Source organism: Pseudomonas sp. (genome assembly GCF_035554175.1).
Classification (GTDB): domain Bacteria; phylum Pseudomonadota; class Gammaproteobacteria; order Pseudomonadales; family Pseudomonadaceae; genus Aquipseudomonas.
The window spans coordinates 267,528-283,266 of the sequence record NZ_DATMIV010000010.1 but is presented as its reverse complement, the minus strand read 5'-3'; the positions used below and the strand labels follow the sequence as shown (position 1 = coordinate 283,266).

13 protein-coding genes are annotated in these 15,739 nt (G+C 60.3%); 7 read left to right on the top strand and 6 right to left on the bottom strand.

The features are described 5' to 3' along the window. The first annotated feature begins 3 nt into the window (after nucleotides 1–3). The gene (gene cysS / locus VNV36_RS04885) at nucleotides 4–1,386 is read left to right on the top strand and encodes a cysteine--tRNA ligase (RefSeq protein ID WP_325716754.1); all 1,383 of its coding nucleotides are present in this window, start codon (nucleotides 4–6) and stop codon (nucleotides 1,384–1,386) included. A gap of 129 nt (nucleotides 1,387–1,515) precedes the next feature. On the opposite strand, the gene VNV36_RS04880 is transcribed toward cysS, so the two are convergent. Next, a complete protein-coding gene (locus VNV36_RS04880) occupies nucleotides 1,516–3,354 on the bottom strand; it encodes a sigma-54-dependent Fis family transcriptional regulator (RefSeq protein ID WP_325716753.1) in 1,839 nt (612 codons plus the stop codon). Nucleotides 3,355–3,706: 352 nt separating this feature from the next. Between VNV36_RS04880 and VNV36_RS04875 the strand changes: the two genes are divergently transcribed. Genes VNV36_RS04875 through VNV36_RS04850 form a run of 6 tightly spaced genes read left to right on the top strand, consistent with a single transcriptional unit; the run spans nucleotide 3,707 to nucleotide 9,659 of the window. Beyond that, nucleotides 3,707–4,801: an ABC transporter ATP-binding protein gene (locus VNV36_RS04875; protein WP_325716752.1), complete on the top strand. Its 1,095-nt coding sequence runs from the start codon at nucleotides 3,707–3,709 to the stop codon at nucleotides 4,799–4,801. Further along, a complete protein-coding gene (locus VNV36_RS04870) occupies nucleotides 4,801–5,913 on the top strand; it encodes an ABC transporter ATP-binding protein (RefSeq protein WP_325716751.1) in 1,113 nt (370 codons plus the stop codon). The genes VNV36_RS04875 and VNV36_RS04870 overlap by 1 nt, the downstream gene beginning before the upstream one ends. Next, complete coding sequence (locus VNV36_RS04865) at nucleotides 5,910–6,776, top strand: carbohydrate ABC transporter permease (RefSeq protein WP_325716750.1); 867 nt, start codon at nucleotides 5,910–5,912, stop codon at nucleotides 6,774–6,776. The genes VNV36_RS04870 and VNV36_RS04865 overlap by 4 nt, the downstream gene beginning before the upstream one ends. A gap of 9 nt (nucleotides 6,777–6,785) precedes the next feature. Continuing rightward, complete coding sequence (locus tag VNV36_RS04860; RefSeq protein WP_024013421.1) at nucleotides 6,786–7,586, top strand: carbohydrate ABC transporter permease; 801 nt, start codon at nucleotides 6,786–6,788, stop codon at nucleotides 7,584–7,586. A gap of 10 nt (nucleotides 7,587–7,596) precedes the next feature. Then, nucleotides 7,597–7,869, top strand: coding sequence for a DUF2160 domain-containing protein (locus VNV36_RS04855; RefSeq protein ID WP_325716749.1), 273 nt, complete (start codon nucleotides 7,597–7,599; stop codon nucleotides 7,867–7,869). 47 nt (nucleotides 7,870–7,916) lie between these two features. After that, nucleotides 7,917–9,659, top strand: a complete 1,743-nt coding sequence (locus VNV36_RS04850) for an ABC transporter substrate-binding protein (protein ID WP_325716748.1) — start codon at nucleotides 7,917–7,919, stop codon at nucleotides 9,657–9,659. Nucleotides 9,660–10,025: 366 nt separating this feature from the next. On the opposite strand, the gene nuoN is transcribed toward VNV36_RS04850, so the two are convergent. The 5 genes from nuoN to nuoJ are packed head-to-tail and all read right to left on the bottom strand — an operon-like array spanning nucleotide 10,026 to nucleotide 15,731. Then, entirely contained in the window at nucleotides 10,026–11,489 is a 1,464-nt protein-coding gene (gene nuoN / locus VNV36_RS04845; RefSeq protein WP_024013420.1) for an NADH-quinone oxidoreductase subunit NuoN, read from the bottom strand. 7 nt (nucleotides 11,490–11,496) lie between these two features. Beyond that, nucleotides 11,497–13,029: an NADH-quinone oxidoreductase subunit M gene (nuoM, locus tag VNV36_RS04840; RefSeq protein ID WP_325716747.1), complete on the bottom strand. Its 1,533-nt coding sequence runs from the start codon at nucleotides 13,027–13,029 to the stop codon at nucleotides 11,497–11,499. Between the two features lie 39 nt (nucleotides 13,030–13,068). Next, nucleotides 13,069–14,922: an NADH-quinone oxidoreductase subunit L gene (gene nuoL / locus VNV36_RS04835; RefSeq protein ID WP_024013419.1), complete on the bottom strand. Its 1,854-nt coding sequence runs from the start codon at nucleotides 14,920–14,922 to the stop codon at nucleotides 13,069–13,071. Further along, on the bottom strand, nucleotides 14,919–15,227 hold the full coding sequence (gene nuoK / locus VNV36_RS04830; protein ID WP_003180046.1) for an NADH-quinone oxidoreductase subunit NuoK: 309 nt from the start codon (nucleotides 15,225–15,227) through the stop codon (nucleotides 14,919–14,921). The genes nuoL and nuoK overlap by 4 nt, the downstream gene beginning before the upstream one ends. A 3-nt stretch (nucleotides 15,228–15,230) precedes the next feature. Then, complete coding sequence (gene nuoJ, locus VNV36_RS04825; RefSeq protein WP_007951462.1) at nucleotides 15,231–15,731, bottom strand: NADH-quinone oxidoreductase subunit J; 501 nt, start codon at nucleotides 15,729–15,731, stop codon at nucleotides 15,231–15,233. Nucleotides 15,732–15,739: the final 8 nt, after the last annotated feature.

Below are 15,739 nucleotides of genomic sequence, written 5' to 3'. Positions count from 1 at the left end.
AACGTGCTAACGATCTACAACACGCTCAGCAAGAGCAAAGAAATCTTCAAGCCGCTGGATGGCAACAAGGTGCGCATGTACGTCTGCGGGATGACCGTGTACGACTACTGCCACCTCGGCCACGGCCGCAGCATGGTCGCGTTCGACCTGGTGACGCGCTGGTTGCGCTTCAGCGGCTACGACCTGACTTACGTGCGCAACATCACTGACATCGACGACAAGATCATCAATCGCGCCCGCGAGAACGGCGAGTCGTTCGAAGCGCTGACCGAGCGCATGATCGCCGCGATGCACGAAGACGAAGCGCGCCTGAACATCCAGAAGCCGGACATGGAACCGCGCGCCACCGATCACATCGCCGGCATGCACGCGATGATCCAGACCCTGATCGACAAGGGCTACGCCTACGCCCCGGGCAATGGCGACGTGTACTACCGCGTCGCCAGGTTCATGGGCTACGGCAAGCTGTCGCGCAAGAAGATCGAAGACCTGCGCATCGGTGCGCGCATCGAAGTTGACGAGTCGAAGGAAGACCCGCTCGACTTCGTGCTGTGGAAAGCCGCCAAGCCGGGCGAGCCGAGCTGGGAATCGCCATGGGGCGCCGGGCGTCCGGGCTGGCACATCGAGTGCTCGGTGATGTCGACCTGCTGCCTCGGCGAGACGTTCGACATCCATGGCGGCGGCAGCGATCTGGAGTTCCCGCACCACGAAAACGAAATCGCCCAGAGCGAAGCGGCCACCGGCAAGACCTACGCCAACGCGTGGATGCATTGCGGCATGATCCGCATCAATGGCGAGAAGATGTCCAAGTCGTTGAACAACTTCTTCACCATCCGCGACGTGCTCGACAAGTACCACCCGGAAGTCGTGCGTTACCTGTTGGTGTCGAGCCACTACCGCAGCGCGATCAACTACTCGGAAGACAACCTCAAGGACGCCAAGGGTGCACTGGAGCGTTTCTACCACGCGTTGAAAGGCCTGCCGGCCGTGGCGCCCGCGGGCGGCGAAGCGTTCGTCGAGCGTTTTACCACGGTGATGAACGACGACTTCGGCACCCCTGAAGCCTGCGCCGTGCTGTTCGAGATGGTTCGCGAGATCAACCGCCTGCGCGAGAGCGATCTCGATGCAGCGGCGGGTCTGGCGGCGCGCCTGAAAGAGCTGGCCAGCGTTTTGGGTGTGTTGCAGCTGGAGGCCGATGATTTCCTGCAGGCAGGCGCTGAAGGGCGTGTCGATGCGGCCCAGGTTGATGCGCTGATTGCCGCGCGTCTGGCGGCACGTGCGGGGAAGGATTGGGCTGAGTCCGATCGTATCCGTGATCAGCTGACGGCGATGGGCGTTGTGTTGGAAGACGGCAAGGGTGGGACTACCTGGCGTCTGGCTGACTGAGCAGGCGCCGGCGTTGATCGTTCCCATACGGGGTGGGAACGATCAAAGGATCGCAGGCTTCGGCAGCCCCTACATGGAAACGCGATCCCTGTAGGAGCTGCCGAAGGCTGCGATCTTTTGATCTGGCTTTCAATTGCCAATCTGCCGCAACCGCTTGTAAAGCGTATTGCGGCTCACCCCCAACCGCCGTGCCAGATGGGAAATATTCCCTCCGGAAGCTTTCAACTCCCGGTTCAACGCTTCAACATCATTCAAATCCAGCCCCAATGGCGCCGCCGTTTCTACCGGCTCCATCTCCAGATCGACAAAAAAATCATCCGGCAAATGCTCCGGCCGCACCGGTTGTTCCTCGGCCATGGCCAGCGCCACCTGCATCACGCTGCTGACCTGACGCAAATTCCCCGGCCACGGATGCCGTTCAAACAGCTCCAATACCTCTGGGCTCAACCCCGCCCATTGCGTCGGCTCGCGATGCTGTTCCCATAACCGTTTAAACAATGCCTGCTTGTCACTGCGTTCGCGCAACGGCGGCAGTTCCAGGGTCAGACCACCGATGCGGTAATACAGATCCTCACGAAAGCGGCCCAGTTGCACCTGCTCGCGCAACGATCGGTTAGTCGCGGAAATAATCCGTAGATCCACCGGGAACAACTCGCTGCTGCCCACCGGTTGCACGCAGCGTTCCTGCAGCACCCGCAACAAGCGCGCCTGGGTGGGCAGCGGCATATCACCGATTTCATCGAGGAAGAGGGTGCCTTTGTCAGCCTTGCGGATAAGGCCGATGCTGCCTTTCTGGTTGGCGCCGGTGAACGCGCCTTTCTCATAGCCGAATAATTCCGACTCAACCAGTTCAGCGGGGATCGCCGCACAGTTCACCGCAATAAATGCCTGTTTGCTCCGCGAGCTGGCGTGATGCAGGGCCTTGACGAAGACTTCCTTGCCGACGCCGGTTTCACCATGGATCAACAACGGAATGTCTTTTTCCAGCAAACGCTCGGCCTGGCGCACGGCTTTTTCCACGCGGCTGTCGCCAAAGTGCAGGGTGTTGAGGCTGATCGCGCTGGCGGGCGCAGGCTTGTCTTCAGCCACGAACACCCGCGCTTGCACCGGCGCCTGTTTCGGCCGCTTCAACAAACACTGAAAACGGTTGCGGCCGGAAGTCTGCAAGGCGAACGGCAGTCCCTCGGGCTGATTGATCAGCTCCAGCAGTGACACCTTGAACAGGCTCTCGACACTGACCCGCGACAAACGCACGCCAAGCAGATTGTCGGCGCGACGGTTGGCCGAGAGCACCTGACCGCTCTCATCGAAAATCAACAACCCGGCCCACTGGCTGTCGAGGTTGTTCAAGCCGGTGTTGAAGGTCAGTTGAAAGTGTTGGCCATGGAACAGGTTGAGGATCAGCCGGTTCTCCACGGTCTGGCTCATCATCTTGACCATGCCGAGGGTGTGCGAGGGCGGCAGGTAGCTGTCGCTGGAAACGTCCAGTACGGCAATGACCTTGCGCTCGGCGTCGAAAATCGGTGCGGCGGAGCCGGTCATGAAGCGGTTGGCCTTGAGAAAGTGTTCGTCGTGCTCGATGTGCACCGCCTGTTCACAGGCCAGCGCGGTGCCGATCGCATTGGTACCGCTGCTGCGTTCCATCCAGCTCGCCCCGGCCTGAAAGCCCCGGGCCAGATTCGGTTCGATAAAGCGTTGCGTGCCCCACGAGGTCAGCACCTGGCCCTGATTGTCGGCGAGCATGATCAGGCAGTTGGAATTGCTGAGGATGTTTTCGTAATAGGGCAGGACTTCCTGATGCGTGGTCTGCACCAGCGAATGATGGCTGTCGAGCAACCGCGCAATGCCGGCGGCGGGCAATTGGTCGAAGGCCGGAGTGCTCTGGTGGTCGAGGCCGAATGCACGGCAACGCTGCCAGGAGGTCTGGACGATCGCGTCATGAGACAGCGGCGAAGCAGGTGCGGCCATGGGGGCAAGCCTCTGAGTGCAGCGATTTTATTATTCTTATGAAGGCCACCATCCCCTGTAGGAGCTGCCGAAGGCTGCGATCTTTTAACTTTGATCCTGATCTTGAAAATCAAGATCAAAGTTAAAAGATCGCAGCCTTCGGCAGCTCCTACACGGGTGTGAACAGTGCATAGAGTGTTGTTCACTATTGTTCATTGTCAATCACCCCGGCTGTTCAAAAGTGTTCAGCTGTGAACGCCGTTTTCCCTCGGTTTCAGCGATTTTCATGTCGAATCAAGCACTTGCCATTTCTGGCACGAATGTCGCTCTGTTGTTCCGGTCGCTTGACTCCAAAAATAAAAAAGGCCGAGCCATGTCACTCACCCTGGAGCACGTCAGCCGTACCGTCGAAGGCCAGATCTGGATCGACGATGCGTGCCTGAAATTCGAACCCGGATCCTTCAACGTTTTGCTCGGGCGCACCCTGTCCGGCAAGACCAGCCTCATGCGTCTGATGGCCGGCCTCGACAAGCCCGACAGCGGCCGCGTGCTGATGAACGGCGTCGATGTCACCCAACGCCCGGTGCGCCTGCGCAACGTGTCGATGGTCTATCAGCAATTCATCAATTATCCGACCATGACCGTGTTCGAGAACATCGCCTCGCCGCTGCGTCAGGCCGGTATCGCCAAAGAGATCATCCACAGCAAAGTGCAGGAAACCGCCCGCATGCTGCGCATCGAGAAGTTCCTGCAGCGCTATCCGCTGGAACTCTCCGGCGGTCAGCAGCAACGCACGGCCATGGCCCGTGCGCTGGTCAAGGATGCCGAACTGATCCTGTTCGACGAACCGCTGGTCAACCTCGACTACAAGCTGCGTGAAGAACTGCGTCAGGAAATGCGCGAGCTGTTCAAGCTGCGCCACACCATCGCCATCTACGCCACCACCGAACCCAACGAAGCGCTGGCCCTCGGCGGCACCACCACCATCCTGCATGAAGGCCGGGTGATTCAGAGCGGGCCGTCGACCGAGGTTTACCACCAGCCCCAATCGGTGCTCGCCGCTGAATTGTTCTCCGAACCACCGATCAACCTGATGCCTGGCCGTATCGCCGGCAACGAAGTCAGCTTCGCCAACTTCGTGCATTTCCCGTTGAACGTCGATCTGCGCCCGGTGGGCGAGGGCGAGTTTCGTTTTGGTGTGCGTCCCAGCCATATCTCGCTGGTGCCGAGCAACGACGACGATCTCGAATTGGCAGTGACTGTGGAGGTCGCCGAGATCAGCGGTTCGGAGACCTTCCTGCACGTGCGCAACGAGCATTTTCTGCTGGTGCTGCACTTGCCGGGTGTTCATGAATACGACGTCGATGCGCCGATCCGCATTTATATCCCGACCCACAAACTGTTCGTTTTCGATGCGCAGGGCCGTCTGGTGCAAGCACCGGGCCGGCGTGTCGCGAGGGTTGCCTGATGGCCGAAATCCGTTTGCAGCACCTCGCCCACAGCTACAGCAAAACCCCGAGCGGCGCGGAGGATTATGCGATCCGCGAGATGGATCACGTCTGGGAGCAGGGCGGTGCGTACGCCTTGCTCGGCCCGTCCGGTTGCGGCAAGTCGACCTTGCTCAACATCATTTCCGGCCTGCTCAGCCCTTCCCAGGGCCATGTGTTGTTCGACGGCAAAGCGGTGAATGACCTGACCCCGGAGAAGCGCAACATTGCCCAGGTTTTCCAGTTCCCGGTGGTCTACGACACCATGAGCGTGTTCGACAACCTGGCTTTCCCGCTGCGCAATCAGGGCATGGCCGAGGCGAAAGTGCACAGCAAGGTGCAGGAAATTGCCGAAGTGCTCGACTTGCAGAATCTGCTGAACAAGAAAGCGCGCAATCTCACCGCCGACGAAAAACAGAAAGTCTCCATGGGCCGAGGCCTGGTACGCGATGACGTATCGGCGATCCTCTTCGACGAACCGTTGACGGTGATCGACCCGCACCTGAAGTGGAAGCTGCGGCGCAAGCTCAAGCAGATCCACGAGCAGTTCAACATCACCATGGTCTACGTCACCCACGACCAACTGGAAGCCTCGACCTTTGCCGACAAGATCGCGGTGATGTACGGCGGCCAGATCGTCCAGTTCGGTACGCCACGGGAATTGTTCGAGCGGCCGAGCCACACCTTTGTCGGTTATTTCATCGGCAGCCCGGGGATGAATCTGATCGAGGTACAGCCGCAGCCTGGCGGTGTCGGGTTCGCCTCGACGCACCTGCCGTTGTCCGACGCCTTGCAGCGGCATATCGAGCACGGCCAGTGGAAAAATCTCAAGGTCGGTATCCGTCCCGAGTTCATTCATGTCTGGGACGAGCCGTTTGACGACGCCATGCAGGCCAAAGTCGTACATGTCGAAGACCTCGGCACCTACAAGATCATGACTCTCAGCCTCGACGGCGCGCCGTTGAAGGTGCGGCTGGCCGAAGACAAACCGGTGCCCCAGGGCACGGCGTACATCAGTTTCCCGGCGCAGTGGCTGATGGTCTATGCCGATGAATTTCTTCTGGAAGTCAGCGACGAGGAAGCGCAGCTATGAACAAGGTGCAGAACAACAAGGCCTGGTGGCTGGTGTTGCCAGTGTTTTTGCTGGTGGCCTTCAGTGCGGTGATCCCGATGATGACTGTGGTCAACTATTCGGTGCAGGACATCTTCGACCAGTCCAGCCGCTACTTCGTCGGCGCCGACTGGTACAGGCAAGTGCTGCTCGACCCACGGCTGCACGACTCGCTGCTGCGCCAGTTCATCTATTCGGCCTGCGTGTTGCTGATCGAAATCCCGCTGGGCATCGCCGTCGCGCTGACCATGCCGACCAAGGGCCGCTGGTCGTCGGTGGTGCTGATTATTCTGGCGATTCCGCTACTGATCCCGTGGAACGTGGTCGGCACGATCTGGCAAATCTTCGGCCGCGCCGACATCGGTCTGCTTGGTTCCAGCCTCAACGCCATGGGCATCAGCTACAACTACGCGGCCAACACCATGGACGCCTGGGTGACGGTGCTGGTGATGGACGTCTGGCACTGGACTTCGCTGGTGGCGCTGCTGTGTTTCTCCGGTTTGCGCGCAATTCCCGATGTGTATTACCAGGCCGCGCGGATCGATCGGGCTTCGGGCTGGGCGGTGTTCCGTCACATTCAGTTACCGAAGCTGAAAAGCGTGTTGTTGATCGCGGTGATGCTGCGCTTCATGGACAGTTTCATGATCTACACCGAGCCGTTCGTGCTCACCGGCGGCGGCCCGGGTAATGCGACGACCTTCCTCAGTCAGACGTTGACGCAGATGGCCGTAGGGCAATTCGACCTCGGTCCGGCAGCGGCGTTTTCGCTGGTGTACTTCCTGATCATCCTGTTGGTGTCCTGGCTGTTCTATACCGCCATGACGCACTCCGACGCCAACCGCTGAGGCCCGGCCATGAGCAAAAAGAAGCTGATCCCGTTGCTGGTGTACATCCTGTTCCTGCTGGTGCCGATCTACTGGCTGCTGAACATGTCGTTCAAGAGCAACACCGAAATCCTCGGCGGCCTGACGCTTTTCCCACAGGACTTCACGCTGGCGAACTACAAGGTGATTTTCACTGATCCGAGCTGGTACACCGGCTATCTCAACTCGCTGTATTACGTCAGCCTCAACACCGTTATTTCCCTGAGCGTCGCGTTACCGGCGGCTTACGCGTTTTCACGCTATCGTTTCCTCGGCGACAAGCACCTGTTCTTCTGGCTGCTGACCAATCGTATGGCACCGCCGGCGGTGTTTCTGCTGCCGTTCTTCCAGTTGTATTCGTCGATCGGCCTGTTCGACACGCACATCGCCGTGGCTCTGGCGCACTGCCTGTTCAACGTGCCGCTGGCGGTGTGGATTCTCGAGGGCTTCATGTCCGGCGTACCCAAGGAGATCGACGAAACGGCCTACATTGACGGCTACAGTTTCCCCAAGTTCTTCGTGAAGATTTTCATCCCGCTGATCGGCTCCGGCATCGGTGTCACGGCGTTTTTCTGCTTCATGTTTTCCTGGGTCGAACTGCTGCTGGCGCGCACGCTGACTTCGGTAAACGCCAAGCCGATTGCGGCGGTGATGACCCGCACCGTGTCGGCATCGGGGATCGATTGGGGCGTGCTGGCGGCGGCGGGGGTGTTGACCATTCTGCCGGGCATGCTGGTGATCTGGTTTGTGCGCAACCATGTGGCCAAGGGCTTTGCCCTCGGTCGGGTCTGAGGAGCAGATGATGGAATGGATGAGCTGGACGACACCGACCGCCGCGTTCTTCATCGGCATCGGTCTGATTCTGGTGGCTATGACCACTTGGGAATTGCGCTCGCCGAGCATTCTGCGACGCGGGTTTCTGCCGATTGCCACCACCCGTGGCGATCGCTTGTTTATCGGTCTTCTCGGCAGCGCCTACCTGCACTTGCTGGTAATCGGCGTCACCGACTGGAGCATCTGGGTCGCGTCCGCGTTGTCCTTGGTGTGGCTGTTGGCTGTGATGCGTTGGGGCTAGTCGAATCGTTCGGCAACGCGGCTCCACAACTTAAACAGGAGGTCTCTATGTTCGATAAAAACAATAAGCTGCGACATAGCATTTCATTGGCAGCCATGCTGGCACTCAGCGGTTTGAGCGCATCTGCCTGGGCTGACGCCTATGAAGATGCGGCGAAAAAATGGATCGGCAGCGAGTTCAAGCCCTCGACCCTGACGGCCGAACAGCAGCTCGAGGAATTGAAGTGGTTCATCAAGGCCGCCGAGCCTTTTCGCGGCATGGACATCAAGGTGGTTTCGGAAACCCTGACCACCCACGAATACGAGTCCAAGGTGCTGGCCAAGGCCTTCAGTGAAATCACCGGGATCAAGCTCACCCACGACTTGCTGCAGGAAGGCGACGTGGTCGAGAAAATGCAGACGGTGATGCAGTCGGACAAGAACATCTATGACGGCTGGGTCAACGACTCCGATCTGATCGGCACGCACTTTCGCTACGGCAAGACCGAGTCGATCACCGACCTGATGGCCAACGAAGGAAAGAACTTCACCTCGCCGACCCTCGACATCAAGGACTTCATCGGCATCTCCTTCACCACAGCGCCGGACGGCAAGATCTATCAGCTGCCCGACCAGCAATTCGCCAACCTGTACTGGTTCCGCGCCGACTGGTTCGAACGCGCCGACCTGAAAGCCAAATTCAAGGAAAAGTACGGCTACGAGCTGGGCGTGCCGGTGAACTGGTCGGCCTATGAAGACATCGCCAAATTCTTCAGCGAAGACGTCAAGGAAATCGACGGCAAGCGCGTCTACGGTCACATGGACTACGGCAAGAAAGACCCGTCGCTGGGCTGGCGCTTCACCGACGCCTGGTTCTCCATGGCCGGCGGCGGCGACAAGGGCATTCCCAACGGATTGCCGGTGGACGAGTGGGGTATCCGCGTCGAGGACTGCCACCCGGTCGGCTCCAGCGTGACCCGCGGCGGCGACACCAACGGCCCGGCGGCGGTGTTCGCCACCACCAAATACGTCGACTGGCTGAAAAAGTACGCGCCACCGGAAGCGGCCGGCATGACCTTCTCCGAGTCCGGGCCGGTGCCGTCGCAAGGCAACATCGCCCAGCAGATCTTCTGGTACACCGCGTTCACCGCCGACATGACCAAGCCGGGCCTGCCAGTGGTCAACGCCGACGGCACACCGAAATGGCGCATGGCGCCATCGCCGCGCGGGCCGTATTGGGAAGAAGGCATGAAGCTCGGTTATCAAGACGTGGGGTCGTGGACGTTCATGAAATCCACGCCCGAGAAACAGAAACTCGCGGCGTGGCTGTACGCGCAGTTCGTCACTTCGAAAACCGTGTCGCTGAAGAAAACCATCGTCGGCCTGACGCCGATTCGCGAGTCGGACATCAACTCGCAGGCGATGACCGATCTGGCACCGAAACTCGGTGGTCTGGTCGAGTTCTACCGTAGCCCGGCCCGCGTGCAATGGACCCCGACGGGGACCAACGTGCCGGACTATCCGCGTCTGGCGCAATTGTGGTGGAGCCACATCGCCGAAGCGGCCAGCGGCGAGAAGACCCCGCAGCAGGCGCTCGACGGCCTGGCCAAGGATCAGGACCGCATCATGGAACGCCTCGAACGATCCAAGGCCCAAGCCACTTGCGCACCGAAAATGAACCCGGAACGCGACGCGCAATACTGGTTTGACCAGCCAGGTGCACCGAAACCGAAACTGGCCAACGAGAAGCCGAAGGGCGAAACCGTGAGCTATAGCGAACTGCTGAAATCGTGGGCGGATGCGCGTAAGTGATGTTGGAAATGTGAGAAGCGAACGGCACCGGAAGGTGCCGTTTTTTTTCTGCCTGATTAGCCGCTTTCGCGAGCAGGCTCGCTCCCACAGGGATCTTGGGTGCCACCGACCCAATGTGGGAGCGAGCCTGCTCGCGATATCGGTGGGCCAGCCGACGCATTTTCAACTGACATGACGCCATCGCGAGCAGGCTCACTCCTGCAAGGGTTTGCGATGCACCCGGGTTCTATGAGAGACATACAAACCTGTAGGAGCGCGCTGCCCGCGATGAGGGCAGCACAAACGCCCGCGATTTCGACTTCTGCTACAAACAAAAAACGGCACCCGAAGGTGCCGTTTTCATTTCCAGCCAGATCAGCCGAGCAATCAGCCCGCCAGACCCGCCTGCTGTACCAGCACCAGCAACGGCTGCGGGTACACGCCGAGGAAAAACGCGACTAGGGCGATGGCCAGCAGCATCACGCCGCCTGCCTTCTGTTCCCAGTGCAATTGCGCATCGTGGCGACGCAGGTTTGGCTCGATCAGGTACAGAGTGACCATCACGCGCAGGTAGTAGAACACGCCGATGGCGCTGCCCAGTACCAGCGCACCCACCAACCACCACTGACGCGTTTCGACGCCGCTGGCGATGATGTAGAACTTGCCGATGAAGCCGGCGGTCAGCGGGATGCCGGCCAGAGACAGCATCATCACGGTGAGCACGGCGGTCAGGTACGGACGGCGCCAGAACAGGCCGCGGTACTCGTACAGGGCGTCGGCGTCGCGGCCGTTGTACGGCGACGACATCAGGGTGATTACACCGAACGCGCCCAGGCTGGTGATCACGTAGGTAACCAGATAGACGCCGATGGCCTCCACCGCCAGACCCTTGCTCGCCACCAGCGCGATCAGCAGATAGCCGAAGTGCGCGATGGACGAGTAACCGAGCAGACGCTTGAGGTTGCTCTGGGTCAGGGCCAGCAGGTTACCGAACAGGATAGAGGCGACCGCGATAACGCTGAGCACATCGCTCAGCACACCACTGCTGGCAGCAGGGGAGAGCTGGAACAGGCGCACCATCACCGCAAACACTGCGACCTTCGAAGCGGTAGCGAGGAACGCCGCCACCGGTGCCGGAGCACCTTCGTAGACGTCCGGCGTCCACAGGTGGAACGGTACCAGCGACAGCTTGAACGCCAGACCGATCAGCATCATGCCCAGACCCAATTGCGCCAGCGGGCTTGGCAGACCGGTCGCAGCCAGGGCCTGACCAATGCCGACGAAGCTCAGCGAACCGGCGTCTGCGTACAGCAGCGCCATACCGAACAGCAGGAACGCGGAACCGGCGGCCGACAGCACCATGTACTTGATACCGGCTTCCAGCGAACGCTTGTTGAAGAAGGCGTAAGCCACCAGACCGTAGACCGGTACCGAAAGCAGTTCCAGGCCGATGAACAAACCGGCCAGGTGCTGCGCGCTGACCAGCACCAGACCACCGGCGGCGGCCATCAGGATCAGCAGGTACAGTTCTTCGCGGTTGCCCGGGTAGCCGGAACCGCCATCACCCAGGTACGCGTGGGCGAGGGTGACGCAGGCGAGGGTGGCGACCAGGATCATTGCCATGTACAGGCAGGCGAAGGCGTCGATCTGCAGCAATGGTGTCACGGCCAGAGGCGCGACTTTCAATGCCGGCAGGATCGACAGCAGGGCCAGGTTCAGACCCGCCACCGAAATCAGGAAGGTCTGCGAGTGGTTGCGGCGCCAGGCGATTGCCAGCATCACCACGATAATGGTGAGGCTGGTGATCAACAGTGGCGCAAGCGCAATAAAGTGTTGAATCGTGAATTCCATAGCGCTCTTACCGGGCCGAAGCGAGTTGAGTGAAGGCGGTGCCGAGCCACTGCTGCACGCCATGCATGGTGGCGGCAGAGGTGTCGAGGAACGGTTGCGGGTAGACGCCGAGGTAAATCAGCAACACCGCCAGACCGAGCACCATGATCAGTTCGCGCGCGTCCATGCCATGCAGCACCGCGTCGGATTTCGACGGGCCGAAGTAGGCACGGTGGATCATGATCAGCGAGTACACCGAACCGAACACCAGACCGGAAGTGGCAATCGCTGTGACCCATGGAGCGCTGGCGAAGGAACCGATCAGGATCAGGAACTCGCCGACAAAGTTACCGGTGCCCGGCAAGCCCAGCGACGCCGCCGCGAAGAACAGGCTGATCGCCGGCAGGTAAGCGATACGCGACCACAGACCGCCCATCTCACGCATGTCGCGAGTGTGCAGACGTTCGTACAACTGACCGCTGAGGATAAACAGTGCCGCTGCCGACAGACCGTGCGCCAGCATCTGGATCACTGCGCCTTGCAGCGCCAGTTGGCTGCCGGAGTAGATGCCGATCAACACGAAGCCCATGTGGGAAACGGAAGAGAAGGCAATCAGACGCTTGATGTCGGTCTGGGCGAACGCCAAAAACGCACCGTAGAAGATCCCGATCAGACCGAGAGTCATGGCGATCGGCGCAAACTCCGCCGAAGCGTTCGGGAACAGCGGCAGGGCGAAACGCAGCAGACCGTAGGCCGCGGTTTTCAGCAGGATACCGGCGAGGTCGACGGAACCGGCAGTCGGTGCCTGGGCGTGCGCGTCAGGCAGCCAGGAGTGAAACGGTACGACGGGCAGCTTGACCGCGAAGGCGATGAAGAAGCCGAGCATCAGAATGTACTCGGTGGTCATCGACATCTTGGTCTTCAACAGGTCGGCGTAGTTGAAGGTAATCACGCCGGTGTTGTTGAAGTTGACCAGCACCAGACCGAGGATCGCCACCAGCATGATCAGGCCGGAAGCCTGGGTGAAGATGAAGAACTTGGTCGCTGCGTAGATCCGGGTTTTCTTGCCGTCCGAAGAACTGTGACCCCAGAGCGCGATGAGGAAGTACATCGGCACCAGCATCATTTCCCAGAAGAAGAAGAACATGAACAGGTCGAGGGCGAGGAACACGCCGACCACACCGCCCAGGATCCACATCAGGTTGAGGTGGAAGAAGCCAACGTGACGCTGGATTTCTTTCCACGAGCAGAGCACCGAGAGGATACCCAGCAGACCGGTCAGCAGGATCATCAACAGCGACAGACCGTCGAGGGCCAGGTGCACGTTGATGCCGAAACGCTGGATCCAGACGTGCTTGAATTCAAGCGCCCAGGTCGGATCGGCGCCCGGCGCCGGTGCGAATGAATAGTCACCGTGGGCCCACAGCCAGAGGCCGAGCGCGAGTTCCAGGGTCATGGTCAACAGCGCAATCCAGCGCGGGAGGGTGGCGCCGAAGCGCTCAGCCATCCAGCACAGCAGGCCGCCGATGAAGGGGATCAGGATTAGCCAGGGCAGAATCATGACGGGCTCGTTTCCTTTCGCAAATTCGCAAGGTTCATATCAGACCGCTACCAGCACGATGGCGCCAATAACCAGCACGGCACCAGCAGCCATCGAAGCAGCGTACCAACGCAGTTGACCGGTCTCGGTGCGGCTCAGGGCGGTGTGACCACCCTTGGCCATACGCGGGATCAGACCGATGGTCTGATCGAGCGGGTCTTTGCGCAGTACATGGCTGATCGCAAGGTACGGCTTGACGAACAGTTTGTCGTAGATCCAGTCGAAGCCCCAGGCAGCGAACCACCAGGCCGAAAGGAAACGGCCGATGCCGCTGTTGGCGATCGCCGTGACGAAGCGACGCTTGCCGAGGAACAGCAGAGCCGCCAGCAGGATACCGGCCAGGGCGATGGCGCCCGAAGCGATTTCCAGGCTGTGCTTGGCTTCGCCACCGGCATGGCCAACGCTTTGCGGCAGGACGCCGTGCAGCGGCGGCACGATCATGGCGCCGACGAAGGTCGACAGCACGATCAGCACCGACAGTGGCAGCCAGTGCGCGATGCCGTGACCGGCGTGGGCTTCGGTCTTGGCTTCACCGTGGAACGCGATGAAGATCAGGCGGAAGGTGTACAGCGACGTCATGAACGCACCGACCAGACCTGCGTAGAGCAGACCCTGGTTGCCGCTGGCGAACGCTTCCCAGAGAATTTCGTCCTTGGAGTAGAAGCCTGCGGTGACCAGTGGCAGAGCGGCCAGCGCAGCACCGCCGACGATGAAGCTGGCATAGGCCAGCGGCAGTTTCTTCCACAGACCGCCCATCTTGAAGATGTTCTGCTCGTGGTGGCAGGCAACAATCACCGCACCGGAAGCAAGGAACAGCAGGGCCTTGAAGAAGGCGTGGGTCATCAGGTGGAAGATCGCGCCTTCCCAGGCGCCAACGCCCAGCGCCAGGAACATGTAGCCGATCTGGCTCATGGTCGAATAGGCGAGGATACGCTTGATGTCGGTCTGCACCAGCGCGGCAAAACCGGCCAGTACCAGGGTCACACCACCGACGATGCCGACCAGATGCAGAATGTCCGGCGCGAGGGCGAACAGACCGTGGGTACGGGCGATCAGATAGACACCGGCGGTCACCATGGTGGCGGCGTGGATCAGTGCCGACACCGGGGTAGGGCCGGCCATCGCGTCCGCAAGCCAGGTTTGCAGCGGCAGCTGTGCCGACTTACCGACAGCACCACCCAGCAGCATCAGGGTCGCCAGAACGATCCAGAAGTCGCCGACCTTGAAGTGTTCAGGCGCACGCACCAGCAGTTCCTGGACGTTCAGCGTGCCCAGTTGCTGGAAGAGGATGAACAGGCCGATCGCCATGAACACGTCGCCGATGCGGGTGACGATAAAGGCTTTGAGTGCGGCGTTACCGTTGTTGCGGTTGCTGTAGTAGAAACCGATCAACAGGTACGAGCACAGGCCCACGCCTTCCCAACCGAAGTAGATGAACAGCAGGTTATCGCCGAGGATCAGGAACAGCATGCTGGCGATAAACAGGTTGGTGTAGGAGAAGAAGCGCGAGTAACCGTCTTCGCCACGCATGTACCAGGACGCGAACAGGTGGATCAGGAAACCGACGCCGACGACCACACCGAGCATGGTCACCGACAGGCCATCCAGATACAGCGCGAAGTTCGGCTGGAAGCCTTCCACCGACATCCAGCGCCACAGCACCTGGGTGTAGACGCCACCCTCCGGTGGTGCAACGTTGAATTGCCAGATCACGTAAGCGGTGACGATGGCCGACAGGCCGATCGAACCGACACCGATCAGCGCCGAGAGGTTTTCCGAGAAGCGCCCGCGCGAGAACGACAGCAACAGGAACCCGATCAGAGGGAATACGAAAGTCAGAAAGAGTAGGTTCATCCGCGCATCTCACTGGCAGCGTCGATATCGAGCGTGTGGAAGCGGCGATACAGTTGCAGCAGGATCGCCAGGCCAATACTGGCCTCGGCCGCTGCAAGGCTGATCACCAGGATGAACATGATCTGTCCATCCGGCTGCGCCCAGCGGGCGCCCGCAACGATGAAGGCCAGGGCAGAGGCGTTCATCATCACTTCCAGACTCATCAACACGAACAAAATGTTGCGGCGGACCATCAGGCCGACCAGACCAAGGCAGAACAGGATGCCGGCAACGGCCAGTCCATGCTCGAGAGGGATAGCAGGCATGTCTTACTCCTTCGCCTCGTTACGGCCCAAATGGAACGCCGTGACGGCTGCGGCGAGCAGCAGCATCGAGGCGAGTTCGACCACCAGCAGGTACGGGCCGAACAGGCTGATGCCCACGGCTTTCGCGTCTACGGTGGTGTGGCCGATGGCCTGACCGCTCTGGTGAGCGAACAGCACATACAGCAGTTCGGCCAGCAGCAGCGCGGCGAGAATCACCGGCCCTGCCCAGATGCCGGGCTTGAGCCAGGTGCGTTCCTGCTGCACCGAGGCAGGGCCCAGGTTCAGCATCATCACCACGAATACGAACAGCACCATGATGGCGCCAGCGTAGGCGATCACTTCCAGCACACCGGCAAACGGCGCGCCGAGGGCGAAGAAGGTCATGGCCACGGCGATCAACGAGATGATCAGGTAGAGCAGGGCGTGCACAGGGTTGGTGTTGGTGACCACACGCAGCGTGGACACCACAGCAATACCCGATGCGAAATAGAAAGCGAATTCCATCGTTCTTC

Bases quoted from the DNA above. Each gene is read 5' to 3' on its own strand.
- VNV36_RS04880 (WP_325716753.1), bottom strand. From the start codon at position 3,354: ATGGCCGCACCTGCTTCGCCGCTGTCTCATGACGCGATCGTCCAGACC.
- VNV36_RS04875 (WP_325716752.1), top strand. From the start codon at position 3,707: ATGTCACTCACCCTGGAGCACGTCAGCCGTACCGTCGAAGGCCAGATC.
- VNV36_RS04870 (WP_325716751.1), top strand. From the start codon at position 4,801: ATGGCCGAAATCCGTTTGCAGCACCTCGCCCACAGCTACAGCAAAACC.
- VNV36_RS04865 (WP_325716750.1), top strand. From the start codon at position 5,910: ATGAACAAGGTGCAGAACAACAAGGCCTGGTGGCTGGTGTTGCCAGTG.
- VNV36_RS04860 (WP_024013421.1), top strand. From the start codon at position 6,786: ATGAGCAAAAAGAAGCTGATCCCGTTGCTGGTGTACATCCTGTTCCTG.
- VNV36_RS04855 (WP_325716749.1), top strand. From the start codon at position 7,597: ATGGAATGGATGAGCTGGACGACACCGACCGCCGCGTTCTTCATCGGC.
- VNV36_RS04850 (WP_325716748.1), top strand. From the start codon at position 7,917: ATGTTCGATAAAAACAATAAGCTGCGACATAGCATTTCATTGGCAGCC.
- nuoN (WP_024013420.1), bottom strand. From the start codon at position 11,489: ATGGAATTCACGATTCAACACTTTATTGCGCTTGCGCCACTGTTGATC.
- nuoM (WP_325716747.1), bottom strand. From the start codon at position 13,029: ATGATTCTGCCCTGGCTAATCCTGATCCCCTTCATCGGCGGCCTGCTG.
- nuoL (WP_024013419.1), bottom strand. From the start codon at position 14,922: ATGAACCTACTCTTTCTGACTTTCGTATTCCCTCTGATCGGGTTCCTG.
- nuoK (WP_003180046.1), bottom strand. From the start codon at position 15,227: ATGCCTGCTATCCCTCTCGAGCATGGACTGGCCGTTGCCGGCATCCTG.
- nuoJ (WP_007951462.1), bottom strand. From the start codon at position 15,731: ATGGAATTCGCTTTCTATTTCGCATCGGGTATTGCTGTGGTGTCCACG.